This window comes from Streptomyces sp. NBC_01707 (genome assembly GCF_041438805.1).
Classification (GTDB): domain Bacteria; phylum Actinomycetota; class Actinomycetes; order Streptomycetales; family Streptomycetaceae; genus Streptomyces.
In genome coordinates, this window is the sequence record NZ_CP109190.1 from 3,429,636 (window position 1) to 3,453,257 (window position 23,622).

Sequence of the window (23,622 nt, forward strand, 5' to 3'; positions counted from 1 at the left end):
GGAGAGGCGGGCTGACACCCGCTTCAGGAGTTGGATCGCCGGCCTCGGCGTCACGCCCGTGAACAGGCACGGTTCTCGCAGTCCCGCAGACAGAGAAGTGAGGGCCCGCCGCCCTGTGGGCAACGGACCCTCACTCACAAAAACGCAGGCCAGGACGGGTGGCAACCCGACTGTTCAGCTGGAGCCGACGAAAAGCACCAGCAGCAGCCAGACCACCGGAGCGGTCGGCAGCAGCGAGTCCAGCCGGTCCATGATCCCGCCGTGGCCCGGCAGCAGCGTGCCCATGTCCTTGATCCCGAGATCCCGCTTGATCATGGACTCACCCAGATCGCCGAGGGTGGCGCTGGCGGCGACAGCGAGGCCGAGCAGCAGACCCTGCCACCAGGTGCCACCGTCGATCAGGAACTGCATGCACAGCGCACCGGCGACCATCGCGAAGGCGATCGCTCCGAACAGGCCCTCACGGGTCTTGCCGGGGCTGATGCGCGGCGCGAGCTTGTGCTTGCCGAAGCGCCAGCCGACTGCGTACGCCCCCGTGTCACTGACCACGGTCAGCAGCAGGAAGGTGAGGACCCGCTGCGGACCGTCGTCCGCGCTCAGCAGCATCGCGACGAAGGTGGCCAGGAACGGTACGTAGAACGCGGCGAAGACCCCCGCCGTGACGTCCTTGAGGTACCCCTCCGGCGGTTCGGTCATCCGCCAGACGAGCACCGCCAGGGCGGTCAGCGCCATCGCGACCCACGCGCCCTCGGCACCGCGGACATAGCCGGCCACGATCATCGCCGCGCCCCCGACCGCGAGCGGCACGAGCGGCGCCTTGATGCCCTTGCGCTCCTCGAGCCGGGAGGTGAGCTCCCAGAGGCCGACGACGACGGCGATCGCTATCACGCCGATGAAGACGGCCTTGACGATGAAGAGCGAGGCGACGATGACGGCACCGAGCCCCACGCCGACCCCTATGGCGGCTCGCAGATCACGGCCCGCACGTTTCTTCTGCGGGGGCGGCGGGGTGGACATGGGCTCCTGCGGCTTCTCGTCACGGAACAGGGGGCCACCGCCCCGGCGGGCGGCTCCCCCGTCCCGCTCGTCACGGTCGTCACGGTCGTCAGCGTCTCTACCTGCGTCGGGAACGTCAGGCACGATGGGCATGGGCCGAGTGTGCTGGGCGTCATGCACATCGTATGCAGGACCCGCCGGAGCAGCCTGCATCTCGGGCGCACCCCAGTAGCCGGCCTGCGAGGCGCCCCAGGAAGAGTCGTTCATCAGACTTCGAGCAGCTCGGCTTCCTTGTGCTTGAGCAGCTCGTCGACCTGCGCGACGTACTTCGCAGTGATGTCGTCGAGCTCCTTCTCGGCGCGGCGCACCTCGTCCTCGCCGGACTCCTTGTCCTTGACCAGCTTGTCCAGGGTCTCCTTGGCCTTGCGGCGGACGGCCCGGATCGAGATCTTGGAGTCCTCGGCCTTCGTCTTCGCGACCTTGATGTAGTCGCGGCGACGCTCCTCGGTGAGGTCCGGGAAGTTCACCCGGATGATATTGCCGTCGTTGCTCGGGTTGACGCCGAGGTCGGAGTCGCGGATCGCCTGCTCGATGTTGCGCAGAGCGCTCTTGTCGAACGGCGTCACGACGGCCATCCGCGGCTCGGGAACCGAGAAAGAGGCCAGCTGGTTGATCGGGGTCAGCGCGCCGTAGTAGTCGGCGACGATCTTGTTGAACATCGCCGGGTGCGCACGGCCGGTGCGGATCGCGGCGAAGTCCTCTTTCGCGACCACGACGGCCTTCTCCATCTTCTCCTCGGCCTCGAGGAGGGTTTCTTCGATCACCACGTGCTCCTGCGTGTCTAGAGTGGGCCCGGCTTGCTCCGGCCCGGCGGGTCCTGCGTCGCGTCCTCACCTGCACGGTGTCCGACCGGCAGGCCGTTGTCCATCCTTCGGGGCCCCTCCAGGAGTGTTCCCGAAGAGCCTCGGGACCGCACCGGGATCCCCCGGCGCCGTCCCCCCGGTTCTCAGGCCCGGGTGCCCTGGTCGCTCACGAGCGTGCCGATCTTCTCACCCTTGACGGCGCGGGCGATATTGCCCGCCGCGGTGAGCTCGAAGACAAGGATCGGCAGCCGGTTGTCACGGCAGAGCGTGATGGCGGTGGCGTCGGCGATCTTGAGATCGCGGGCGAGCACCTCGCTGTACTCCAGAGCGTCGAACTTCACCGCGTCGGGGTTGGTCTTGGGGTCGGAGTCGTAGACACCGTCCACACCGTTCTTGCCCATCAGCAGACCCTCGGCGTCGATCTCCAGGGCGCGCTGGGCGGCAGTGGTGTCGGTGGAGAAGTACGGCATGCCCATACCGGCACCGAAGATGACGACGCGGCCCTTCTCCAGGTGGCGCACGGCGCGCAGCGGGATGTACGGCTCGGCGACCTGGCCCATGGTGATGGCGGTCTGGACCCGGGAGTCGATGCCCTCCTTCTCCAGGAAGTCCTGGAGCGCGAGGCAGTTCATGACCGTGCCGAGCATGCCCATGTAGTCGGAGCGCGCCCGGTCCATGCCGCGCTGCTGGAGCTCGGCGCCGCGGAAGAAGTTGCCGCCGCCGATGACGACCGCGATTTCGGCACCGCCCCGGACGACAGCCGCGATCTCCCGGGCGATGGCGTGTACGACGTCGGGGTCGACGCCGAGTCCCCCGCCGCCGGCGAACGCCTCGCCGGACAGCTTCAGCATGAAGCGCCCGGGCACCTTGCCGTCCTCGCGCTTCTGGTCACCTTTTGCGGCGTCCGCGCCCTTGTTCATGGAGTTTCTCCTCGTGCACATACGAAGAAGGCCATTGCCGGTGGGTCTGGTGTCCCTCAGCGGCAATGGCCTCCTCGTCAGATCTGCGGTCGTACGGCAGGTGTGCGGCCGTACGACTGCACTAGACCCTATCGGGGTCCACCGTTTTTCGCGGACGGACTCAGATGCCGACCTTGATGCGCGAGAAGCGCTTCAGGGTGACACCGGCCTCGTCCAGGACCTTCTGGACAGACTTCTTGTTGTCCTTGGCGAAGGCCTGCTCCAGGACGACGACGTCCTTGAAGAAGCCGTTGACGCGACCCTCGACGATCTTCGGAAGGGCGGCCTCGGGCTTGCCCTCCTCGCGAGAGGTGGCCTCGGCGACACGACGCTCGTTCTCGACCGTCTCGGCCGGGACCTCGTCGCGGTTGAGGTACTTCGGGGCGAAGGCGGCGATGTGCTGCGCAACGTCCTTGGCGACCTCGGCGTTCTCCTTGTCCAGCTCGACGAGCACGCCGACCTGCGGCGGGAGGTCGGGCATGGTGCGGTGCATGTACGCAGCCACGTAACCGCCGGTGAACTGCGCGAAGCGGTCCAGGACGATCTTCTCACCGAGGTTGGCGTTGGCCTCGTCGACGTACGCCTGGACGGTCTTGCCGGCCTCGATCTCGGAGGCGAGCAGCGCAGCCAGGTCGGCCGGCGAGGTCGCGGCGACGTGCGCGGCGAGCGCGTCGGCGACGGCGAGGAACTTCTCGCCCTTGGCGACGAAGTCCGTCTCGCACTTGAGCTCGAGCAGGACGCCGGAGGTCTTGTCCTCGGAGATGAGGGAGACAACGGCACCGTTCTCGGCAGAACGGCCCTCGCGCTTGGCGACGCCCTTCTGGCCCTTGATGCGGAGGGCCTCGACGGCCTTGTCGACGCTGCCGTCGGCCTCGTCGAGCGCCTTCTTGCAGTCCATCATGCCGGCGCCGGTGAGCTCACGGAGCTTCTTGACGTCAGCGGCGGTGTAGTTCGCCATGAGTCTGTGATTCTCTCTCGAAGTCTGAAAGATCTACGGGTGAACGGCGGGGGCGGTGCTTGTGGCACCGGCCCCCGCCGTCATTCAGCCGTGAAGCAGTGGTCAGGCCTGCTCGGCGTCCGCGGCCGGAGCCTCGGCAGCGGCCTCGGCCGGCGTCTCGGCGGCGTCCGCGACCTTCTCGGTCTCGGCGGACGTCTGCACCTCGGCAGCGCCCTCGGCGTCCGCCTTCTTGTCGCCCTCGAGCAGGTCGCGCTCCCACTCGGCGAGCGGCTCGCCGGCGGCCTTCTCGCCCGGCTTCGAGTCGCCGGTCGCGGCGCCGGAACGGGCGATGAGGCCCTCGGCGACGGCGTCGGCGATCACGCGGGTGAGCAGGGTGACGGAGCGGATCGCGTCGTCGTTGCCCGGGATCTTGTAGTCGACCTCGTCGGGGTCGCAGTTGGTGTCGAGGATCGCGACGACCGGGATGTGGAGCTTGCGCGCCTCACCGACGGCGATGTGCTCCTTCTTGGTGTCGACGATCCAGACGGCGCTGGGCACCTTCTGCATCTCGCGGATACCACCGAGGGTCTTCTCCAGCTTGGCCTTCTCGCGGGAGAGGACCAGGAGCTCCTTCTTGGTGAGGCCGGAGGCGGCCACGTCCTCGAAGTCGATCTGCTCGAGCTCCTTCAGACGCTGAAGGCGCTTGTAGACGGTGGAGAAGTTGGTGAGCATGCCACCGAGCCAACGCTGGTTGACGTACGGCATGCCGACGCGCGTCGCCTGCTCGGCGATGGCCTCCTGGGCCTGCTTCTTCGTACCCACGAACATGATGGAGCCGCCGTGCGCGACGGTCTCCTTGACGAACTCGTAGGCGCGGTCGATGTACGACAGCGACTGGAGCAGGTCGATGATGTAGATGCCGTTGCGCTCGGTGAAGATGAAGCGCTTCATCTTCGGGTTCCAGCGACGGGTCTGGTGACCGAAGTGGACGCCGCTTTCCAGCAGCTCCCGCATCGTGACGACGGCCATGGCCGTACTCCTTGAGGTGCTCGGTTGTCGCGACCGCAGGATTGCTGTCGCGCCTGACGCCCCGACGCGCCGTGCCACAAGGGACCGAGGAGCGCGGCCACCGTCCGCAGAGAGGGAGGTGGCGGGGCGTGCGAAGTCGACCCGGTGACCCGGATCGCCACAAGAAGTGTACGGGACCCGTCGGGTGCCGGGTGACGGCGATGTCCACAACCGGCCGGTGGTCCACAGATCCGGTCCATGATCCGCATGGATCCGCCGGATGCGGGACGGTTCCGATCATGCGATACACACCTGAACCGCCTGCTGCCCGCCGCGGTGAGGCGAGCCGTTCCCGTCGGGCGCGAACCCTGCTCGCGGCGGTGGCCCTGGCGGTACTCACTCTGCTGTGCAGTGCGCACGCCGCCACCGCTGCCGACTCCGGGCCCGGCGCCGAGCGCGTGTGGCCGCTCGACGGGCACCCTGCGGTCGTACGGGGGTGGGAACCCCCGGCCAGTACATACGGACGGGGGCACCGTGGCGTCGATCTCGCCGCCCGGCCCGGTGCGCCGGTGCGCGCCGCCGCCTCCGGCCGCGTCTCGTTCGCAGGGCGCGTCGCGGGCCGCGGAGTCGTCGCGATCGAGGTGGCGGGGACGGGTGATCCGCCGCTGCGCACGACTTACGAACCGGTGCGCGCGCTGGTCGAGAAAGGCGAGGAGGCTGTCGCCGGGCAGGTGGTCGCGGTCCTGGAGGCGGGTCCGTTCCACTGTGCGTCCGGGTGTCTGCACTGGGGGCTGCGGCGCGGTGACGCATATCTGGACCCGCTGACCCTGCTGCCGCCGTCACTGCTCCGACGCGGCCCGTCCCGGCTGCTTCCGGTCGTCGGCGTACCGGAACCGACGCCGGACACACCGGGCGCCATCGGATACGCGGCCCCTGCCGCGCTGCTCGCCACGGCGGCCCTCCGGTCCGGGCGTCAGCCCCGGATGCCCCGCAGGATCATGGCGACGACGGTGTCCGCGATCACGTCCGGCGGCTCCGCCACGCTCAGCTCGATACGGCGCACGGCGGCGTCCACCGAACCCTGCAGCAGCATCGCCGCGAGCCTCGGCTGCTCGTGGCCGAGGTCGCCGAGCGCCTCGACGATCATGGCGATCAGTCCGCCGTGCGCGGCCCGGATCTTCTCGCGTGCGCCCGCGTCCAGCTCGCTCGCGGAGATGGCGACAACCGCCCGGTGCCGCCGGTCCCCGACCAGGTCGAGCTGGCGGCGCACATACGCCTCGATCTTTCCCTCAGGGGTCCCGGCCCGCTCCATGGCGAGCTCGACCTCGGCCGCCCAGACGGGGAAGTCGACGGCGCACAGCTCCTCGACCACGGCCGCCCGGGAGCGGAAGTACTCGTAGACGGAGGACCTGGCGAGGCCTGTGCGCTCGGCGAGAGCGGGGAAGGTCAATGCCTCCGTACCACCCTCGGACAGCAGGGATCGGGCAGCGTCCAGGAGGGCGCCGCGCTGCATGGTCCGGTGCTCGGCCACGGAGGCCGCTCGAATCCTGGGCACGGATCCACTGTACGGCGGCACCTGTGGGAGAGGGGGACGGGCGGCACCGATCGCCTGCCGCGCACCCGTCTCAACGTCCGGCGTCGGCCAGTTTCGCGCGCAACTGCAGCACCGATTTGGTGTGGATCTGGCTGACCCGGCTCTCGGTGACCCCGAGTACGTTGCCGATCTCGGCGAGGGTGAGGCCCTCGTAGTAGTAGAGGGTGACGACCGTCTTCTCACGGTCCGGGAGTGTGTTGATCGCCCGGGCGAGCAGCCTTCTGAGCTCACGGTCCTCGGCGACCTCCACGGGATTGTCGGCGGCGGTGTCCTCCAGCGTGTCCATCAGGCTCAGCCGGTCACCACCCTCGCCGCCGACATGCAGGAGCTCCTCCAACGCGACCACGTTCGCCAGCGACAACTGGCTGAAAACCGCGTGCAGTTCTTCCAGCGTGACGCCCATCTCGGCGGCGACCTCCGGCTCGGAGGGTGTACGCCGCAACTGCGCCTCCAGCGTGGCGTAGGCGCGCTCCACGGCCCGTGCCTTCTGCCGCACGGAGCGTGGGATCCAGTCCAGCGCCCGGAGTTCGTCGATCATCGCGCCACGGATGCGGGTGATTGCGTACGTCTCGAACTTGATGGCCCGCTCGATGTCGAACTTCTCGATCGCGTCGATCAGCCCGAAGACTCCCGAGGAGACGAAGTCCGCCTGCTCGACGTTGGACGGCAGTCCCACGCTCACCCGGCCCGCGACGTACTTCACCAACGGCGAGTAGTGCAGGATCAGCTGCTCCCGCAGCCGCTCGTCGCCCGTGGACTTGTACGAACGCCACAACTCGTCGAGCGAGGAAGGGGCAGGAGGGCGCACAGTGCCACGCGCAGCCGGTGGTACTGGCGCACGGTCAGACCCGGAGGTGTGCTGGGGCATGTGGTGCCTTGAGCCGTTCTGCTGTGGACTGCTGGGGGACTTGTGTCTGGGCCGAAATCCTTGTGAGCGTAGCGTGACTGAAGTGTTGCGGTGCGCGAAGGATAGAGGATCTGCGCCGGGCACTTCCGGACGAATGGACATGACTGCACTCCGGAACCGTCACCGCGTGGACCGGTCCCGGAGGCGTCACTGAAGGATCCACCGAGGTCATCGGCATCACCTTTTCACCCGAATGCTCCAGGTCAAGGACCGCCTCGCCGCGGGCCGCCCTTGCGTGTCGGGCGCGGCGTCAACTGCCAGCCTTCGCCAGCGCGTTCGACGAACCCCAGTGAGTGCAGTTCGTACAATCTGCCGAGTGCTTCGTCGACACCGGTGCCCGCCGTGCGGGCGATGTCCCTTTGACTGACGGAGCCTTGGGAGGGCAGGGCGTCCAGAACCCGGGCGGAGGCGGCGTCCAACAGATCCCTGGCAAGTACGGGGCCACGCCGGACCGGGGCGAGATCGCCGATCTCCCCCACCAGTTCGGCGACTTCCGCGGCGTCGGTGACCAGGACTCCCTCGCCCCTGAGGAGTTCGTGGACCCCGGCCGACAGACCACTGGTGGCGGGCCCCGGCACCCCCATGGTGAACCGGCCCAGCCGTTGCGCACTGCGCGCGGTCACCAGTGAGCCGCTGCGGTATTCGGCCTCGACCACGACCGTCCCCCGGGTCAGCGCGGCAATCACCCGGTTCCGGAGGATGAATCTGCTACGCGTCGGATGGTCGGCCGGTGGCAGCTCTCCGATGAGCAGCCCCTGTTCCGCCACGCGCTCGATCAGCTCGGCATGCCCTCGGGGATAGGCGACGTCCACCCCGCAGGCCAGGACCGCCATGGTCGCCCCGCCGGCCGAGAGGGCGCCGCGATGGGCCGCCCCGTCCACCCCGAACGCGGCCCCCGACACCACCACCCAGCCCAGCTCCGCCAGCCCCGCCCCAAGACTCGCCGCCATATGTGCCCCGTACGGAGTACACGCCCGGGCGCCGACCACCGCGACCGAGCGCAGCGCCCAGAGCCGCAGATCGGGCCGCCCCCGAACCCAGAGGCCGGTCGGCCGGGAGTACCCCAGGTCGTCGAGTTGACCGGGCCACTCACGGTCGCCGGGGCAGACGAAGCGGCCGCCCACGGCGGCGACCGACGCCAGGTCCCGCTCGGGGTCGACCGTTTCGGCCCGCAACCGGTAGCCGGCCAGCCGCTTCGCCGTCATCCCCCGAAGCTGTTCCGCGCTCCCGTCCCGGGCCGTGATCCGGCGTATCAGTTCGGTGGCGCCGATTTCGCGCAGCCAGCGGCCACCGCGTTCGTCGCCCGGCTCGAGGACACGGGTCAGGGCGGCCCGCGCCAGGCGCTCCCGGTCGCCCACCGCCGGTCGCGCCCACCCCGCTTCACGGCTCCGCTCCCGGACGCCGGGCGCGCTGATGCCCCGCCCCTCGTCAACGCCCTCCGGTGCCGTGACGGGTGCCCTGATGCCCGGTCCGGCGCCGGGGCCGCCCGGCGTCATGAAGCCCGGTCCAGCACCGAGGCCCCGCGCGAGATCCCCGTCCGAAGCTCCAGGGCCACCGCGATGTCGAACGCCTCCGGGCGATCGGCGCCACGCAGATCGGCCAGGGTCCATGCCACTCGCAGGACCCGGTCGAGTCCCCGTGCGGTCAGCAGTCCGCGCTCCATGTCCCGTTCCGCCTCCATGAGCGCCCCGGGCGCCGCGAGCAGCCTGGTCCGCAGCTCATGGCCGGGGACCTCGCTGTTGGTGGCCCAGGGTGTGCCCGCGAGCCGGGCCGCCGCCCGCGACCTGGCCTCCCGTACCCGGGCGGCGACATCGGCCGTCGACTCGCCGCGGCCGCCCCGCCCCATCAGGTCCTCACGGGTGACCGGAGCGACGACCACACGCAGATCCACCCGGTCGAGCAGGGGCCCGGACAGTCTCGCCTGATAGCGACGGACCGACGAGGGCGGGCATTCGCAGGCCGCGCCGGTGAGCGTGTGGCGGCCGCACGGACACGGATTGGCGGCCAGCACCATCAGGAAACGGGCGGGCAGCCGCACCACACCGGCACTGCGCGCCACCACCACATGCCCCGACTCCAGCGGCTGGCGCAGCGCGTCCAGGGCCCGCACGGAGAACTCCGGCGCCTCGTCCAGAAAGAGCACACCGCGATGGGCCAGCGAGACCGCACCGGGCCGCGGCAGTCCGTTGCCCCCGCCGACCAGCGACTGCATGGTCGCCGAGTGGTGCGGCGCGCAGTACGGCGCCCGGGAGACCAGCGGTTCGCCGGGCGGCAGGATGCCCGCCACCGAGTGCACCGCGGTCACTTCGAGGGATTCCCGCCTGGTCAGCGGCGGAAGAATCGCGGACAGCCGCTCGGCCAGCATGGTCTTGCCGGCGCCCGGCGGTCCCGAGAGCAGCAGATGGTGACCACCCGCCGCGGCGACCTCCAGGGCCTTTCGCGGCGTCTCCTGGCCGGCGACGTCCGCCAGGTCCGGGCGGTGTCCGTCGCCCTGCGCGGAGCCCATCGCCAGTCCGGTACCGATGCCGGCTCCCGGCACCATCAGCCCCGCGAGCATGGTGTCGGGGCGCCCCTCCTCGCGGATCTCCGGCTCGTCGGGCACCGGTTCGTCGCTGAGCACGGCGATCAGCTGCCGCAGGCTCCGTACCCCGAGGACCGACACCCCCGGGACCAGCGCCGCTTCGCCCGCGGTCTGTTCGGGCACGACGACCTTGCGGTACCCGGCCTCCGCCGCGGCGAGCACGGCGGGCAGCACTCCGCGCACCGGCCGCACCCGGCCGTCGAGCCCGAGCTCCCCGATCATCACCACATCCGCGATGGCCGCAGGGTCGATCCGCTCGGCCGCGCCCAGCACGGCACACGCCACGGCCAGGTCGAATCCGCTGCCGCCCTTGGGCACGGAGGCCGGGGAGAGCCCGACCGTGAGTTTCTTCTGCGGCCACTCGGCCCCGGAGTTGACCACTGCGGCCCTGACCCGGTCCCGGCTCTCCACCAGGCTCTTGTCCGGCAACCCCACCAGGGTGAAAGCCGCCACCCCGGGCTCCAGGTCCGCCTGGACCTCCACCACCACGCCGTCGACGCCGACCAGCGCCACCGAGCACGCCCGCGCGAACCCCATCAGGCCACCCCCCGCGCGTGCTCGACGACCGGCGCTCCGCGCCTCGGCACCACCACGCCGACCAGGTCGATCCGCACCCCGCCCGGCGGCGGACCGCCGTTCAGGTCGAGCCAGATCTCGGCCAGCCGTCGCAGCCGGTCCGCCTTGACCGGGGTGACGGCCGCCATCGGATGCTCGAACGCCCCCGCCCTGCGGGTCTTGACCTCGCAGACGACCAACGCGTCGCCGTCCTTGGCGACGATGTCGATCTCACCGGTGCGACAGCGCCAGTTCCGTGCCAGTACGGCCATGCCGGCGTCGGTCAGCAGCCGCGCCGCCAGATCCTCGCCGTACCGCCCGAGTGCCCCCCGTGCGTTCATATCGGCACCACCTCCGGCACCGACTCTGTCCCGTCCGACCCCGACCGGTGGATCTTGGTGGACAACTCGGCGGCTGTGGACAACCCGGCCACCTGTGAGGGGGACCGGTCGGAGGGGCGTTCCCGGGTCCTTCGTTCGGATCAGGCCGGCTCAGGGAGCGGCCCGCCGCCGGGCGGCTGATGTCACCGCGGTGCGTGCAGCCGCAAGGCGGAGGAAGGAGCCCACGCGGAGCACATGGGGTCTCCCCTGCTCGAGCGAAACCGAGAGCTCGGGGAGAACTGACGACAACGCGGCAGATCCGCGTGCCGGGGACCCCCGCGAGCCCAGCATGATCCGAACGAGAGGCCCTGGGCGGCTCAGCCGCCCGGCAGTTCGAGGTCGCTCTTGTTGAGCTCCTCGATGTTGACGTCCTTGAACGTCAGCACGCGTACCTGCTTGACGAATCGGGCGGGCCGGTACATGTCCCAGACCCAGGCATCCGCCATGGACACCTCGAAAAACACCTCGCCCTGGACCGAGTGCACCTGCATCTCGTAGTCGTTGGTGAGGTAGAAGCGCCGTTCGGTCTCGATCACATATTTGAACAGACCGACGACATCGCGGTACTCCCGGTAGAGCTTCAGCTCCATCTCGGTCTCGTACTTCTCGAGGTCCTCGGCGCTCATTGGCATGTTCCCCTTCAGCCGTGCGTCCACCTATTGTGCGCCAGGCTCGGGCGCCCCTGGACGCTTAGACGATTTCGGGGGCCAGAACCAGTGGCGTACGCGGCGGACCCTCTTCGAGCAGCGTGCGCAGCAGCTCGGCGAGTCTGGTCGGGTACACCGTCTCACGCGCCACCGACAGTTCGGCGGAGGTCCACCACCTCAGACCCGCGACACTGCGCTGTTCCAGCCCGGTCAGCCCGCTCAGGTCCGTGGCCGTCTGCGTCGTACGTGCCAGGAAGTACCACTCGTCCTGATCCCAGCGCCTCCCGTCGAACGGGAAGGAGCAGATCCGCTGCCAGAGCACCGGACCCAGCTCGACGTCGGTGATCCCGGTCTCCTCGGCCAGCTCGCGCAGGGCCGCCTGCTCCCGGCTCTCGTCGCCCTCCAGCCCACCGCCGGGGGTGAACCACCAGGTGCTCGTGGGCTCCTCCGGTTCATATCCGTGTACCAGCAGAATGCGGTCGTCGGGGTCGAGCAGGACCACCCGGGCCACCTTCCGCTTCTCAGTGGGCACCGGCAGGCACCCTTCGGTCCTGCCCGCTCCTCCGGCGTGCGGACCGCGCGGCGATCGGACCGTACGCGGAGCCTCCGAAGATGAGGACCACGCCCGCCACCACGGCACCGAGCTGAAGCTTCAGGGGGCCGGGAGCCGACACCCCGCCGGGGAGAGCGGCAAACGCCTGCGGTCGCTCGACCATGCCGTTCATCGGCCAGGCGATGGCGTCCACCCGGGCCTGTACGTCGCTGCGCGGCACCGATCCCTGTCCCGGGTCGTCCAGATGGACCCGGGAGTCCAGGGAACCGCTGCGCTCGTCCCCGAGGAGGAAGAGCTGTCCCTTGGGCACGTTCGCCGTGAAGTTCTTCACCGAGGCAAGGCCCTGTGTCTGCAGATACGGTTCATCGATCGGCTTGCCGTTGACGGTGAGCCGGCCGCTCTTCTCGCAGCAGGCGATCTTGTCACCGCCGATTCCGACGACGCGCTTGACCATGGGCATGTTGTTGTCCCAGGCCGGGTCCGTGAAGACCACCACGTCGCCGCGGCGCACCTCGCTGCCGTCCACGCGCTCCGCGAGAACCCGGTCCCCCGCGTTCACCGTCGGCGTCATCGACTCGGTCGGCACGATGTACGGCTTGTACACCAGCGCGCCCCAGGCGAACCCGCCGAGGAAGAGCACAAGGCCGACGGCCACGGCCAGCCCCGACAGCATGCTGCCGAGCCGGCCGTGGCCGTCACCCGTACGTCCTGTTCCACTCATCCCAGCGTCCCCCACCTCGGAGATCGACAATCGCTGATCCGAGTCGGCACCCTACCCGGCGGTACGCCCGTTGGTCAGCCTCTTACGGCGCCACAACACGAGGGGCAGCGCTCCGGCTACACCTAGTGCTCCCGGCACCAGCCCCGTCGCCGCATTGATCCCCGGCTGGTCGAATGTGCCCGGGATCGGCAGAGTCGCCCAGCGGTTGATCGGCCATGCGACCACGATGGCCCGGCCGACGACCTCGTCCGTGGAGACCGTGCCCTGACCGGGCAGCTCCTGGTGGTAGCGGGAGTCGAGGGAGTTCTGTCGGTGGTCGCCCATCACCCAGATGCGGCCCTCGGGCACCTTGATCGGGCCGAACGGCTCGTCATTGCAGGGGGTGTTGCCCGGGTAGATGAACGACGTCTCGTCCAGCGCCACGCCGTTGACCGTGACCGGCCCGTTCTCCTTGCACTCCACCGTGTCGCCGCCGATCGCGATGACCCGCTTGATCAGGTCCTTCTCCTCGGCGGACGGCATCAGTCCGATGAAGCTGAGGAACTTCTGCGCCACATTCGGCGCCGGCGTCTGGGCGCTCTCCAGCCAGCCGCCCGGGTCGTGGAAGACCACGACCTCGCCCCGCTGCGGCTCCGAGCCGAACCACGGGGTCAGCTTGTCGACCAGCACCCGGTCGCCGCGCTGGAGCGTGTCCTGCATCGAGTCCGAGGGAATCGAGAACGCCTGCACCAGGAACGTCTTGATCAGCAGCGCCAGAATCAGCGCGATACCGATGAGCAGGGGCAGCTCCTTCCAGAAGGAGCGTGGCTTCCCGGGAGCCGTACCGCCGCTGTCCGGGGAGTCGCCGTCACTCTCCGTCCGGCCCGCCACCTCGGAGGATTCACCGTTCTCCGGATGCTCCGCCCGGTCCTCGGGTTCGTCGTGTCCGGATCGTGCGCCGACCGCCAAATCCCCCACATCCACTCCTCACTCCGTGCCACCGCCCGCGACCCATTCGGCGCAGGCCCACCACTCCCATAACGAGCGGGAGTTCCGCAGGGGTCGGGAGCCGGACCATTCCATTGAGATCCTGGGACGACACACTATTCGACGGTCCGTACGCAGCCGCTGTCCCGGCGCGCGCGTCCGGCACCGAGGCAAATGTCTGCGGCTCCTCCAGCCTCCGCCAGTGGCCGAAGGGCCAGGCGATGACGACGGCCCGCCCCACGACCTCATTCTCCGAGACAGTGCCGTGATCGGGCTCGTCCAGATGGAAGCGCGAATCGGCCGAATTCGAGCGATGGTCGCCCATCACGAAGATTCGGCCGGCCGGAACCTTTACCTCGAATTTGAGTGTGGAGGGCGGATTACCCGGGTGCAGATAGGGCTCATTGAGCGCAACGCCGTTGACGGTGACCTTGCCGTCCTTGTCGCAGCACTTGACGGTGTCGCCACCGACGGCGACCACACGCTTGATCAGATCCTGTTCGTCGTCGGACGGCAGCAGCCCGATGAAGGTCAGCCCTTCCTTCACCTGTTTGACGACGACGGGCGGATCCTTCTTGTCGACGTTCTCCTGCCGGAGCCAGCCGCCCGGATCCTTGAAGACGACGACGTCGCCGCGCCGGGGCTTTGCACCGAACCACGGCGTCAGCTTGTCGACGAGTACCCGGTCGCCGATCCGGATGGTCTGCTCCATCGATCCGGACGGGATCACGAAGGCCTGCACCAGGAAGGTCTTGAGAACGAGCGCTATGAGCAGCGCCACGGTGATCAGGAGGGGTATCTCCTTCACGGCCGACCTGCGCCGCCGCCGTTTGACCTTGCGGGCCAGCTTGCGCCGCTCCGCCCGGGTGGGCAGCGACCGCGATGCTGTCGGCCTGCTGCCGGTCGGCAGCGGAGTGCCGGGGTCCGAGGCGCGGCTGTCGCGCCCGCGGTTACCCATGGGTCCCGACCGGTATCCGTACGCCGTCGAAGGCACCGGTTTCCGGCACAGGGCCCAGCCGGCCCAGCGGCCAGCCGATCCAGTCCACCCGGCCGATCACCCGGTCGACCGGCACCATGCCGCCGCCCGGCTCGCCCAGATGGTCGCGGGAGTCACGGGAGTTGCTGCGGTGGTCGCCCATCATCCACAGCCTGCCGTCGGGGACGACGATGTCGAACGCCGCCCCGGACGGGGCGTCGCCCGGATACAGGTACTCCTCGTCCACCGGCCTGCCGTTCACCTCGACCCTGCCCCGCTTGTCGCAGCAGACCACCCGGTCGCCGCCCACGCCCACCACCCGCTTCACGAAGTCGGTCTCGGCGGGCTCCGCCAGCCCCAGGGATGCCGCCACACCGTGTGCCAGCGCGGTGACGGGGTTCTCCACGGGCTTCTCCTGCACGAAGGATCCGGTGCCGTCGAAGACCACCACGTCGCCCCGCTGCGGTACGGAGCCGAAACGGTACGCCAGTTTGTTCACGAGCACCCGGTCCCCCACCCGCAGCGTGGACTCCATCGAGCCACTGGGGATGAGGAAGGGCTGCAGCACATACGTGCTGAACAGCAGCAGGAAGACCGCACAGACGGCACCGAGCGCGGCTGCCCGACGCCACGACATCGTGGCGGACCGGTCCGGGATACGCGAAGAGCGCGACCTCTCCTCCGACCCTGCTTCGGGTGCGGAGGAGCGGTCGCGCTCCGTGGGCTTTGCTTCCGTGTCCATCGCAGCCAGAGTTTATCCGGCCATGCCATGGACCTGGGAGCTAGCTCACCTGTCGCGCTTCTCCTTGATCTTCGCGGCCTTGCCGCGCAGCTCACGGAGGTAGTACAGCTTGGCGCGACGGACGTCACCACGGGTGACGAGCTCGATCTTCTCGAAGATCGGGCTGTGCACCGGGAAGGTGCGCTCGACGCCGACGCTGAAGGAGACCTTGCGGACCGTGAAGGTCTCGCTGACGCCGGAGCCCTGGCGGCGGATGACTACGCCCTTGAACTGCTGGATACGGGAGCGGTTGCCCTCGATCACTCGCACGTGGACGTTGACGGTGTCACCGGGGCGGAACGCCGGGACGTCCGTACGCAGGGAGGCGGCATTGACGCCATCGAGCAGGGAAGCCATGTTGTCTGCTTTCTTCGCCGATGCCACAGGTCATCGACGGGAGATCGTAAGGAATCTGGGTGCTGATCGCGTCGGGCGGGCGTCGTTCCCCCTGTGGCAGGGGCGCACACCGGACGTACAGCAGCGGCTTATTGTTCCATGCCTTCGGGCCTGCGCCAAAATCGGCCGCCGGGCTCCGGCGACCAGCCGAGGATGGAGAGGATCTCGCGGTCCTTCTTGTCGAAGGCGCTCGCCTCGCAACGCTCGATGAGATCGGGCCGGTTGACCGCGGTACGACGGAACGCCTCGTCCCGCCGCCAGCGTGCGATCTTCCCGTGGTGGCCGCTGAGCAGGACGTCCGGGATGCCTCTGCCACGCCACTCGGGCGGCTTGGTGAAGACCGGGCCCTCCAGCAGATCGGCCATGGCGCCGGGCGCGAAGGAGTCGTCGCGGTGCGACTCGGCGTTGCCGAGCACACCGGGCAGCAGCCGGGCCACCGCCTCCGTGACGACCAGCACGGCGGCTTCCCCGCCGGCCAGCACATAGTCCCCGATGGAGACCTCGACGACCGGCATGCGGGTCGCGTACTCGTCCATCACCCGGCGGTCGATGCCCTCGTAGCGGGCCGGGGTGAAGATCAGCCATGGCCGCTCGGAGAGCTCCACGGCGAGTTCCTGGGTGAACGGACGGCCGCTGGGTGTGGGTACCACGAGCACCGGGGAGTGCGCCCCGGCCTCGTACCCGTTCGCCAGGGTCTCGTCCAGGGCGTCACCCCACGGCCCGGTCTTCATCACCATGCCGGGACCGCCGCCGTAGGGCGTGTCGTCCACCGTGTTGTGCCGGTCGTACGTCCAGTCCCGCAGATCGTGCACGTGCACATCGAGGCGGCCTCGGGCGCGGGCCTTGCCGACGAGCGAGACGTTCAGCGGTTCCAGGTACTCGGGGAAGATCGTGACGACGTCGAGCCGCATCAGGCGTCGTTCCCCGGCTCGGAGGCCTCTTCGTCGCGCGAGGAGACGATCACTGCCTGACTGTCGTCGATCAGGCCGGGCGGCGGGGTGATGACCGCCCGCTGCTCCTCCAGATCGATCTCGGTGACGATCTCCTCGACGAACGGGATCATCACCTCGCTGCCGTCCGGGCGCTCCACGATGAAGAGGTCCTGGGACGGCAGATGCGAGATCTCGGTGATCCGGCCGATCTCGGTGCCGTCGGCGAGCACCACATCGAGGTCGATGAGCTGGTGGTCGTAGAACTCCTCGGGGTCCTCCGGGAGTTCCGCCGGGTCCACGTCGGCGATCAGCAGGGTGTTCCGGAGGGCCTCGGCCGCCGTGCGGTCCCGTACGCCCTCGAAACGCAGCAGCAGCCTGCCGCTGTGCACCCGTCCGGTCTCGATCGTCAGCGGTCCGTTCGCTGCCGGGTCGGTGGTCAGGCGGGCCCCGGGGCCGAGCCTGAGCTCCGGCTCGTCCGTACGCACCTCGACGGTGACCTCACCCTTGATGCCGTGGGCGCGGCCGATCCGCGCAACTACCAGCTGCACCTTGTGTCTCTCCTGTCATACGACGACGGGCCGGGGCGGGCGCATGGCCCTCCCCGGCCCGTGCCGGTGTTCAACTCTGTCAGCGAACCTGGTCCACATCGACGAGGTCGACGCGGATGCCACGGCCGCCGATGGCGCCCACGACAGTTCGCAGCGCGCGTGCGGTGCGGCCGTTGCGGCCGATCACCTTGCCGAGGTCATCGGGATGGACCCGGACCTCGAGCACACGACCACGGCGCAGGTTGCGCGAGGCGACCTGCACATCGTCGGGGTTGTCGACGATGCCCTTCACGAGGTGCTCGAGAGCCTCCTCGAGCATGCTCAGGCCTCGGTCGACTCGGCGGGCGCGGCGGCGTCAGCAGCCTCGTCCGCCTTCTTGTCGGCCTTCTTCGCCTTCTGCGTGATGGCCTCGCCCTTGGACTCCTCGCCGGTGTCCTTGGCCAGGGCCTCGAACAGGGCGCGCTTGTCGGCCTTGGGCTCCGGCTGCAGCAGCGGCGCGGGGGCGGGGAGACCCTTGTGGGCCTGCCAGTCACCGGTGAGCTTCAGGATCGCGAGAACCGGCTCGGTCGGCTGGGCGCCGACGGACAGCCAGTACTGCGCACGCTCCGAGTTGACCTCGATGCGCGAGGGGTTCTGCACCGGGTGGTACAGGCCGATCTCCTCGATGGCCCGGCCGTCACGGCGGGTACGGGAGTCGGCGACGACGATGCGGTAGTGAGGCGAACGGATCTTGCCCAGACGCTTCAGCTTGATCTTGACTGCCACGGAAGTGGTGTCTCCTGGTCTATGACGTGGTTGGGCACAACGAAGATGCCACGTGGGGTTGCGGTACTCGGGTGCCCGATGGACGCGTCAGCCGGAGGCGAGAGGGTTCCTGTGCGGCTGTCGAGTACAGCTAGCCATTGTGCCACACCACATCGGGTCACCCCACCGCGACCGCCGCTTCCGGGATGCGGAAGGGCTTTCCGCAGCCACCGCAGACGATCGGCGCCTGGGCGAGGACCGACGGTACGACCCGGACGTTGCGTCCGCAGTCGCAGACGGCCTTGACGCGCACGCCACCTCCGGAGGAGCCGTGCCGTGCGGCCGGCCCGCGGAAGGAGCGTTTGGTGTCGGCTGCGGTGGCGACCGTGTGCGCCTTGAGGGCGCGCTGCAGCCGCTCGATCGTCGGACGGTACCGGCGCTTGGCCTCGGGATTGAGCGTGACCAGCGAGAAGCCACTGCTGGGGTGCGGCTCCTCGGCATGGTCGAGACCCAGCTCCTCGGCGATCGCGAGGAATCGTCTGTTGTGGTAGCGGCCGGCGCGGGAGGTGTCACGGACACCTCGGGCGGCGGCGATGCCATGGACTGCCTCATGCAGCAGTCGCTCGAAGGAGAGCTCGGCGCCACAGGCGGACGAGGACTCTCCGATCAGGGACTCGGGCGCGGCAAGATCGGGCAGCTCGGGGTGGTACCGCTGAATGTCGGCCCACGCCTGCGCCAGCTCTGCGGCAAGTACAGGTGGTGTCGTGCTCACGTCGTGACAACGAGCCTGAGTGCCCCGGTGTTCCGATTCCGGGCCATCCCAAATATTTTGCACGTACCAGTCAGTTGCCATTCATGCGTCCTGACGAGGGCAGGTGCGCTGATCTGCGGAGAACCCTCGCAGCTCACACGAAGCCGGTACGTAGTGACGCGTACGCCGTGACGCGTACGCTCCGGCGCGTAGACAGGGCCTGCGCGCCGGGTCCGGACGGTTCGGGGAACACCGTCGGGCATCAGTAGGCGCGGGCCACGACGGCGACAGTACCCGGGGCGTCGTCGGACTGCGGCACCGACCCGTCCTCTGCCACCAGACACCGTACCGAGACCCCCTGCTCCGCGAGCCGGGCCTCCCCCGCCGGGCCGAGGACGTCCCACGGAATGCGGGCCCAGCCGCCCGCGGCCGCCGCTTCTGCGGCCTCCTCGACGGTGGACGCCTCGCTGGTACGGGAGGTGCGGCGGGTCCGGGACTCACGCAGCAGGGTGGCCTGGTCCTCCTCCAGAACGACCGGCAGCAGGTCTGCCAGCGCCTCGATCGGGACCGGCTCCTTCCCGCCGGGGATGCGGCGCGCCAGCATCGCCGTGCCGTTCTCCAGGTCGCGCGGGCCGACCTCGATCCGCACGGGTACGCCCTTGAGCTCCCAGTCGACCACGCGTCGGCCGAAGGGGGTCTCCGTGCGGTCGTCGACGTGCACCCTGATGCCGGCGGCGCGCAGCCGGTCGCCGATGGAGCGGACCGCGGTGACCACCGCCTCGTCCCCCTTGATCGCGAGGACGACCGCCTGGACGGCGGCCAGCCGCGGCGGGACGCGGAGCCCCTGGTCGTCGCCGTGCGACATGATCAGGCCGCCGACCATCCGGGTCGAGGTGCCCCAGGAGGTCTGCCAGACGAGCTCCTGCCTGCCCTCCTTCGACAGGTACTCGGTGTGGAAGGCCTTGGCGAAATTGGTGCCGAGCTCATGGCTCGTCCCCATCTGCAGGGCCTTGCCGTCGCCCATCATCGCTTCGAGGGTGAGCGTGTTGACGGCGCCCGCGAACCGCTCCCTGGGGGTCTTCCGGCCGAGCACCACATCGATGCCGAGGACCTCGGTCATGAAGTCCGCGTAGACGTCCCGGTGGATGCGGGCGGCGTACTCCCGGGCGTCCTCGTACGTGGCGTGGGCGGTGTGGCCCTCCTGCCAGAGGAACTCCGTCGTACGGAGAAAGACCCGCGGGCGCATCTCCCAGCGGACGACGTTGGCCCACTGGTTGATCAGGAGGGGCAGATCCCGGTAGCTCTGGACCCATTTCGAGAAGTACTCATTGATGATCGTTTCGGACGTCGGCCGCACCACCACAGGCTCTTCGAGGTCCTTGCCACCGCCGTGGGTGACGATGGCGAGCTCGGGTGCGAAGCCCTCGACGTGCTCCGCCTCGCGTGTCAGGTAAGACTGGGGGATGAAGAGTGGGAAGTAGGCGTTCTGGGCGCCCGCAACCTTGATGCGGGCATCCATCTCCTGCTGCATCCGCTCCCACAGGCCGTATCCGTACGGTCGGATGACCATGGTGCCGCGCACCGGACCGTTGTCCGCGAGTTCGGCCTTGTTGATCAGATCCTGGTACCAGCGGGGAAAGTCCTCGGCCTGGGGTGTGAGAACGGGTGCCTTTGCCATGGCGCGCATCGTACGGCGACATCTCACTCCGCACGGAGTGACGGGACCGGCCTTCGTGGCCTGTATCCGGGGGCGCACGACGTGTCCCCCGGGGCGCACGACCGTAGCTCGCAACCATTGCCCTCCGACCCCTGGACGAAGCCGCGGATGCGGAGTTCTCTGACTTACGGGGGAGTGCGGGCGCGCAGACACACGGGGGCCGTCCACTCGGGTACGACCGACTTCTCGGCGGATTGGGGCGCTTTCATGACACCAACGCTCGTCCGGCACCACAGGCAGGCGGATGCATCCGCCCCGGTGGACCCCGGAACCCGTGCCCGTGACTGGGCCGAGATCCAGGAGCGCATGCTCGCACCGTTGTACGAAGCGGTGTACGAGCGGCTCGAAATCGGAGCCGGTACGCGGATGCTCTCCCTCGGCTGCGGCTCCGGGCTCGCGCTGCTGATGGCCGCCGCCCGTGCGGCACACGTCACCGGCGTCGACACCGACCGTGAACGTCTTGCTCTGGCCCGCGAACGGCTGCTGCCCGATCCCGGACCCGAGCGGGCCCGGGACGGCCTGCCGGTGCTCCTCGACGGTGATCCGTCCGCCGCCGCCCAGCCCGAAGGCCCCCCGTACAACCTGCTCACCGTGTTCACCCCGATCGGTTGCTCGGCGGGCGACTCCGAAGGGCTGAAACCGGAGCTGGAGTCCGCTGTTCCGCTGGTCGCCCGGGGCAGCTCGGTGGTGCTGACCGGATGGGGTCCGCCCGAACGGTGTGCGACCGCGGCGGTGCTACGGGTGGCGACGCGGCTCGGTGACGAGGTGCGTGCGCCCCGCGCGGGAGGCTGGCGCCCGGCGCGCCGGGACGATCTGGAGGAGGTCGCGTTCCGGGTCGGGCTCAATCCGAACGGCTCGGGGCGGGTGGCGTGCCCGTTCGGGTACGCGGACATGGACAGCGCGGTACGCGGACTGCTGTCGACCCGGCTGTTCGACGCCGCGGTACGGGCGACGGACCGGTCCCAGGTGGAGAAGGAGGTCGCGGAGGCACTGCATCCGCACCGGCGCCGGGACGGCACGGTCTGGATGCCGAATGTCTTCCGCTATCTCGTCTGCACCACTCCCTAGAAGAACGCCACGCTCCCTGGAAGGGCGTTCCGCAGTAGGTTCCGCGCCCGGCCGGGCGGCTCTCAGTGCTTGGCCAGGCGCGCGACGCCCGCCGCCCGATAGGCCGCCTCCTCGTCCAGCGTCTCGTTCTGCAGCAGCGCGGCCGCCAGCGCGTCCAGTTTCTCCCGGTGCTCGCGCAGCAGCCGCTGCGCCTCGATGTAGCACTCGTCGACGATGCGCCGCATCTCGTGGTCCACCACGTCCAGAGTGGCGGGCGCGGCCGAGAGTCCGTACGCCTGCTGGGCATCGCTCGGGATCGCCGTCAGCCTGCCGACCCTTTCGCTCATCCCCCAGCGCCCGACCATTCCGCGCGCCAGGCCGGTGACCTGTTCCAGGTCGCTCTCCGAGCCCGTGGTGACCACTCCGTAGACCAGCTGTTCCGCGGCCATGCCGCCCAGGGCGCCGATGATGCGGCCGCGGAGATAGTCCTCGGTGTACGCGTACTTGTCGGCCTCCGGCGTCGAGAGGGTGACGCCGAGGGCCCGGCCGCGGGGCACGATGGTGACCTTGCGGACGGGGTCGGCGCCGGGCTGGAGCATCCCGAGGAGGGCATGGCCGCTCTCGTGGTACGCGGTCCTGCGGCGCTCCTCCTCCGGCATGACCAGCGGCCGTTCGGCTCCGAGCTGGACCTTCTCCAGTGCGTCCGACAGGTCCGCCTGGTTGACCTCGGACTTCTTGCGCTTGACGGCGAGCAGGGCGGCCTCGTTGGCGAGGTTGGCGAGGTCCGCACCGGTCATGCCGGGGGTCGTGCGGGCCACCTGGCCGAGGCTCACGTCCTCGGAGAGCGGGATCTGCCGGGTATGGATCTCCAAGATCGCCTCCCGGCCGCCCCGGTCCGGTGGGCTCACCTGGACGATCCGGTCGAAGCGGCCGGGCCTGGTGAGCGCCGGGTCGAGGACATCGGCCCGGTTGGTCGCGGCAAGGACGACGACGCCCTCCGATCCGGAGAAGCCGTCCATCTCGGTGAGGATCTGGTTCAGCGTCTGTTCGCGCTCGTCATGGCCACCCATGCCGGAGCCGCCGCCGCGGGCCCGGCCGATGGTGTCGATCTCGTCGATGAAGACGATGGCGGGGGCGACCTTGCGGGCCTCGGCGAAGAGTTCCCGTACCCGGCTCGCGCCGACGCCGACGATCATCTCGATGAACTCGGAGGCGGAGGCGGAGAAGAACGGCACCCCGGCCTCGCCGGCGACGGCCCGCGCGAGCAGCGTCTTGCCGGTGCCGGGCGGGCCGGCGAGCAGCACTCCCCCGGGCATCCGGGCGCCCATCTTCCGGTACTCCTGCGGGTTCTTCAGGAAGTCGACGACATCGTTGAGTTCGCCCTCGACCTCGTCGATCCCGGCCACGTCCTCGAAAGTGGTGCGTTTGGCGCCTTCCAGTTCGACCGGTCTGGGCGGGGCCTTGCGGCCCAGTGCGCCGACGCCGCCGAGCCCGCCGGACATCCGGCGGGCGATGAAGACCCAGAGCAGGACGAGCAGCAGGATCGGAGCCAGGGAGATCAGCAGATTGGCGAGGAAACTGCGCTGCTGGACGACCGGTTCCGCGGTGACGGTGACATCGTCCTTGATCAGCTCGGCCCAGAGGTTGTCGTCGGCGAAGGCAGGCCGCTGGGTGACGAACTTGGTGTACGTCCTGTCGCTGCCGGGGACCTTCGCCTCCTTCCTCAGCTGCCCCTGGATGGCGTCACCCTTGGAGTAGATCTTGGAGACGTTGCCGGCCGTGACCTGCTTGCTGAATTCCGTGTAGGCGATGGTCGGTTCGTTCCTGCCGTTGAAGAAGGAGAGCACCACGTTGGTGATCAGATAGACGGCAAGCGCGGTCAGCAGCAGTCCGCCCCAGCCGCCCGGCATCTTCCGGCGCGGCGGAGGAGGTGGTGGGGCGCCCTCGGAGCGCCACGGCTGGTCGGTCCGATCGCGTGGCGGTACAGGACTGGTCACGCGCGCTCCTCTGCCGACGACCTTGAGGCGACATTAAGCACCGGAGCCTCGAAGGGCCCGTCCGGT

25 protein-coding genes and 1 pseudogene are annotated in these 23,622 nt (G+C 69.4%); 2 read left to right on the forward strand and 24 right to left on the reverse strand.

Translation table 11 applies throughout. The features are described 5' to 3' along the window. Positions 1-174: 174 nt before the first annotated feature. The 5 genes from OG963_RS15390 to rpsB form a co-directional block, all read right to left on the reverse strand. Positions 175-1,263 carry a phosphatidate cytidylyltransferase gene (locus tag OG963_RS15390; RefSeq protein WP_030928363.1) on the reverse strand — a complete coding sequence of 363 codons (1,089 nt, stop codon included), beginning with the start codon at positions 1,261-1,263 and terminating at the stop codon, positions 175-177. Next, on the reverse strand, positions 1,263-1,820 hold the full coding sequence (frr, locus tag OG963_RS15395; protein ID WP_277328610.1) for a ribosome recycling factor: 558 nt from the start codon (positions 1,818-1,820) through the stop codon (positions 1,263-1,265). Before frr ends, OG963_RS15390 begins: the two co-directional genes overlap by 1 nt. 182 nt (positions 1,821-2,002) lie before the next feature. Continuing rightward, positions 2,003-2,779 carry a UMP kinase gene (gene pyrH, locus OG963_RS15400; protein WP_030928369.1) on the reverse strand — a complete coding sequence of 259 codons (777 nt, stop codon included), beginning with the start codon at positions 2,777-2,779 and terminating at the stop codon, positions 2,003-2,005. 160 nt (positions 2,780-2,939) lie between these two features. After that, a complete protein-coding gene (tsf, locus tag OG963_RS15405; RefSeq protein ID WP_030928372.1) occupies positions 2,940-3,776 on the reverse strand; it encodes a translation elongation factor Ts in 837 nt (278 codons plus the stop codon). A gap of 102 nt (positions 3,777-3,878) precedes the next feature. Then, on the reverse strand, positions 3,879-4,784 hold the full coding sequence (rpsB, locus tag OG963_RS15410; protein WP_093778594.1) for a 30S ribosomal protein S2: 906 nt from the start codon (positions 4,782-4,784) through the stop codon (positions 3,879-3,881). A gap of 278 nt (positions 4,785-5,062) precedes the next feature. Between rpsB and OG963_RS15415 the strand changes: the two are divergent. Beyond that, positions 5,063-5,524 (forward strand): annotated as a pseudogene (locus tag OG963_RS15415) (peptidoglycan DD-metalloendopeptidase family protein); the annotation flags it as partial. Between the two features lie 212 nt (positions 5,525-5,736). Here OG963_RS15415 and OG963_RS15420 read toward each other — a convergent pair. From OG963_RS15420 to proS, 18 genes are all read right to left on the reverse strand, one after another. Continuing rightward, on the reverse strand, positions 5,737-6,294 hold the full coding sequence (locus OG963_RS15420; protein ID WP_030928377.1) for a TetR/AcrR family transcriptional regulator: 558 nt from the start codon (positions 6,292-6,294) through the stop codon (positions 5,737-5,739). Between the two features lie 94 nt (positions 6,295-6,388). Then, positions 6,389-7,225, reverse strand: coding sequence for an RNA polymerase sigma factor WhiG (gene whiG / locus OG963_RS15425; protein WP_030928379.1), 837 nt, complete (start codon positions 7,223-7,225; stop codon positions 6,389-6,391). Between the two features lie 242 nt (positions 7,226-7,467). Beyond that, positions 7,468-8,760: a DNA-processing protein DprA gene (dprA, locus tag OG963_RS15430; RefSeq protein WP_093929325.1), complete on the reverse strand. Its 1,293-nt coding sequence runs from the start codon at positions 8,758-8,760 to the stop codon at positions 7,468-7,470. Then, the gene (locus tag OG963_RS15435; protein WP_093778598.1) at positions 8,757-10,382 is read right to left on the reverse strand and encodes a YifB family Mg chelatase-like AAA ATPase; all 1,626 of its coding nucleotides are present in this window, start codon (positions 10,380-10,382) and stop codon (positions 8,757-8,759) included. The genes dprA and OG963_RS15435 overlap by 4 nt, the downstream gene beginning before the upstream one ends. Further along, positions 10,382-10,741 (reverse strand): YraN family protein, encoded by a 360-nt coding sequence (locus tag OG963_RS15440; protein WP_093778600.1) that lies wholly within the window; start codon positions 10,739-10,741, stop codon positions 10,382-10,384. The genes OG963_RS15435 and OG963_RS15440 overlap by 1 nt, the downstream gene beginning before the upstream one ends. A 356-nt stretch (positions 10,742-11,097) precedes the next feature. Continuing rightward, positions 11,098-11,406 carry a DUF2469 domain-containing protein gene (locus OG963_RS15445; protein WP_003965949.1) on the reverse strand — a complete coding sequence of 103 codons (309 nt, stop codon included), beginning with the start codon at positions 11,404-11,406 and terminating at the stop codon, positions 11,098-11,100. Between the two features lie 64 nt (positions 11,407-11,470). Then, positions 11,471-11,959 carry an NUDIX hydrolase gene (locus tag OG963_RS15450; RefSeq protein ID WP_093778602.1) on the reverse strand — a complete coding sequence of 163 codons (489 nt, stop codon included), beginning with the start codon at positions 11,957-11,959 and terminating at the stop codon, positions 11,471-11,473. After that, positions 11,949-12,701 (reverse strand): signal peptidase I, encoded by a 753-nt coding sequence (gene lepB, locus OG963_RS15455; protein WP_093778604.1) that lies wholly within the window; start codon positions 12,699-12,701, stop codon positions 11,949-11,951. The genes OG963_RS15450 and lepB (OG963_RS15455) overlap by 11 nt, the downstream gene beginning before the upstream one ends. A gap of 51 nt (positions 12,702-12,752) precedes the next feature. After that, positions 12,753-13,649 carry a signal peptidase I gene (lepB, locus tag OG963_RS15460; protein WP_030928560.1) on the reverse strand — a complete coding sequence of 299 codons (897 nt, stop codon included), beginning with the start codon at positions 13,647-13,649 and terminating at the stop codon, positions 12,753-12,755. After that, on the reverse strand, positions 13,582-14,625 hold the full coding sequence (gene lepB, locus OG963_RS15465) for a signal peptidase I (RefSeq protein WP_093778606.1): 1,044 nt from the start codon (positions 14,623-14,625) through the stop codon (positions 13,582-13,584). The genes lepB (OG963_RS15460) and lepB (OG963_RS15465) overlap by 68 nt, the downstream gene beginning before the upstream one ends. Then, positions 14,618-15,385, reverse strand: coding sequence for a signal peptidase I (gene lepB / locus OG963_RS15470; protein ID WP_093778608.1), 768 nt, complete (start codon positions 15,383-15,385; stop codon positions 14,618-14,620). The genes lepB (OG963_RS15465) and lepB (OG963_RS15470) overlap by 8 nt, the downstream gene beginning before the upstream one ends. Positions 15,386-15,430: 45 nt before the next feature. Beyond that, positions 15,431-15,781: a 50S ribosomal protein L19 gene (gene rplS, locus OG963_RS15475; protein WP_030928567.1), complete on the reverse strand. Its 351-nt coding sequence runs from the start codon at positions 15,779-15,781 to the stop codon at positions 15,431-15,433. Between the two features lie 128 nt (positions 15,782-15,909). After that, on the reverse strand, positions 15,910-16,731 hold the full coding sequence (gene trmD, locus OG963_RS15480) for a tRNA (guanosine(37)-N1)-methyltransferase TrmD (RefSeq protein ID WP_093778610.1): 822 nt from the start codon (positions 16,729-16,731) through the stop codon (positions 15,910-15,912). Then, on the reverse strand, positions 16,731-17,300 hold the full coding sequence (gene rimM, locus OG963_RS15485) for a ribosome maturation factor RimM (protein WP_093778612.1): 570 nt from the start codon (positions 17,298-17,300) through the stop codon (positions 16,731-16,733). Before rimM ends, trmD begins: the two co-directional genes overlap by 1 nt. A gap of 79 nt (positions 17,301-17,379) precedes the next feature. Then, entirely contained in the window at positions 17,380-17,619 is a 240-nt protein-coding gene (locus OG963_RS15490; protein ID WP_005311361.1) for an RNA-binding protein, read from the reverse strand. Positions 17,620-17,621: 2 nt separating this feature from the next. Continuing rightward, positions 17,622-18,065 (reverse strand): 30S ribosomal protein S16, encoded by a 444-nt coding sequence (rpsP, locus tag OG963_RS15495; RefSeq protein WP_030928571.1) that lies wholly within the window; start codon positions 18,063-18,065, stop codon positions 17,622-17,624. A 157-nt stretch (positions 18,066-18,222) separates the two neighbouring features. Next, on the reverse strand, positions 18,223-18,816 hold the full coding sequence (locus OG963_RS15500) for a hypothetical protein (protein ID WP_030928573.1): 594 nt from the start codon (positions 18,814-18,816) through the stop codon (positions 18,223-18,225). A 241-nt stretch (positions 18,817-19,057) separates the two neighbouring features. Beyond that, a complete protein-coding gene (gene proS, locus OG963_RS15505; RefSeq protein WP_093778700.1) occupies positions 19,058-20,473 on the reverse strand; it encodes a proline--tRNA ligase in 1,416 nt (471 codons plus the stop codon). A 246-nt stretch (positions 20,474-20,719) separates the two neighbouring features. On the opposite strand from proS, the gene OG963_RS15510 reads away from it, so the two are divergent. After that, positions 20,720-21,580 (forward strand): methyltransferase domain-containing protein, encoded by an 861-nt coding sequence (locus OG963_RS15510; RefSeq protein WP_093778614.1) that lies wholly within the window; start codon positions 20,720-20,722, stop codon positions 21,578-21,580. 62 nt (positions 21,581-21,642) lie between these two features. Here OG963_RS15510 and ftsH read toward each other — a convergent pair whose 3' ends face one another. After that, a complete protein-coding gene (gene ftsH / locus OG963_RS15515; RefSeq protein WP_093778616.1) occupies positions 21,643-23,556 on the reverse strand; it encodes an ATP-dependent zinc metalloprotease FtsH in 1,914 nt (637 codons plus the stop codon). Positions 23,557-23,622 lie beyond the last annotated feature (66 nt).

Coding starts and splice junctions, on each gene's coding strand:
- OG963_RS15390 (WP_030928363.1), bottom strand. CDS start 1,263: ATGAACGACTCTTCCTGGGGCGCCTCGCAGGCCGGCTACTGGGGTGCG.
- pyrH (WP_030928369.1), bottom strand. CDS start 2,779: ATGAACAAGGGCGCGGACGCCGCAAAAGGTGACCAGAAGCGCGAGGAC.
- tsf (WP_030928372.1), bottom strand. CDS start 3,776: ATGGCGAACTACACCGCCGCTGACGTCAAGAAGCTCCGTGAGCTCACC.
- rpsB (WP_093778594.1), bottom strand. CDS start 4,784: ATGGCCGTCGTCACGATGCGGGAGCTGCTGGAAAGCGGCGTCCACTTC.
- whiG (WP_030928379.1), bottom strand. CDS start 7,225: ATGCCCCAGCACACCTCCGGGTCTGACCGTGCGCCAGTACCACCGGCT.
- dprA (WP_093929325.1), bottom strand. CDS start 8,760: ATGACGCCGGGCGGCCCCGGCGCCGGACCGGGCATCAGGGCACCCGTC.
- OG963_RS15435 (WP_093778598.1), bottom strand. CDS start 10,382: ATGGGGTTCGCGCGGGCGTGCTCGGTGGCGCTGGTCGGCGTCGACGGC.
- OG963_RS15440 (WP_093778600.1), bottom strand. CDS start 10,741: ATGAACGCACGGGGGGCACTCGGGCGGTACGGCGAGGATCTGGCGGCG.
- OG963_RS15445 (WP_003965949.1), bottom strand. CDS start 11,406: ATGAGCGCCGAGGACCTCGAGAAGTACGAGACCGAGATGGAGCTGAAG.
- lepB (WP_093778604.1), bottom strand. CDS start 12,701: ATGAGTGGAACAGGACGTACGGGTGACGGCCACGGCCGGCTCGGCAGC.
- lepB (WP_093778606.1), bottom strand. CDS start 14,625: ATGGGTAACCGCGGGCGCGACAGCCGCGCCTCGGACCCCGGCACTCCG.
- lepB (WP_093778608.1), bottom strand. CDS start 15,385: ATGGACACGGAAGCAAAGCCCACGGAGCGCGACCGCTCCTCCGCACCC.
- rplS (WP_030928567.1), bottom strand. CDS start 15,781: ATGGCTTCCCTGCTCGATGGCGTCAATGCCGCCTCCCTGCGTACGGAC.
- trmD (WP_093778610.1), bottom strand. CDS start 16,731: ATGCGGCTCGACGTCGTCACGATCTTCCCCGAGTACCTGGAACCGCTG.
- OG963_RS15490 (WP_005311361.1), bottom strand. CDS start 17,619: ATGCTCGAGGAGGCTCTCGAGCACCTCGTGAAGGGCATCGTCGACAAC.
- proS (WP_093778700.1), bottom strand. CDS start 20,473: ATGGCAAAGGCACCCGTTCTCACACCCCAGGCCGAGGACTTTCCCCGC.
- OG963_RS15510 (WP_093778614.1), top strand. CDS start 20,720: ATGACACCAACGCTCGTCCGGCACCACAGGCAGGCGGATGCATCCGCC.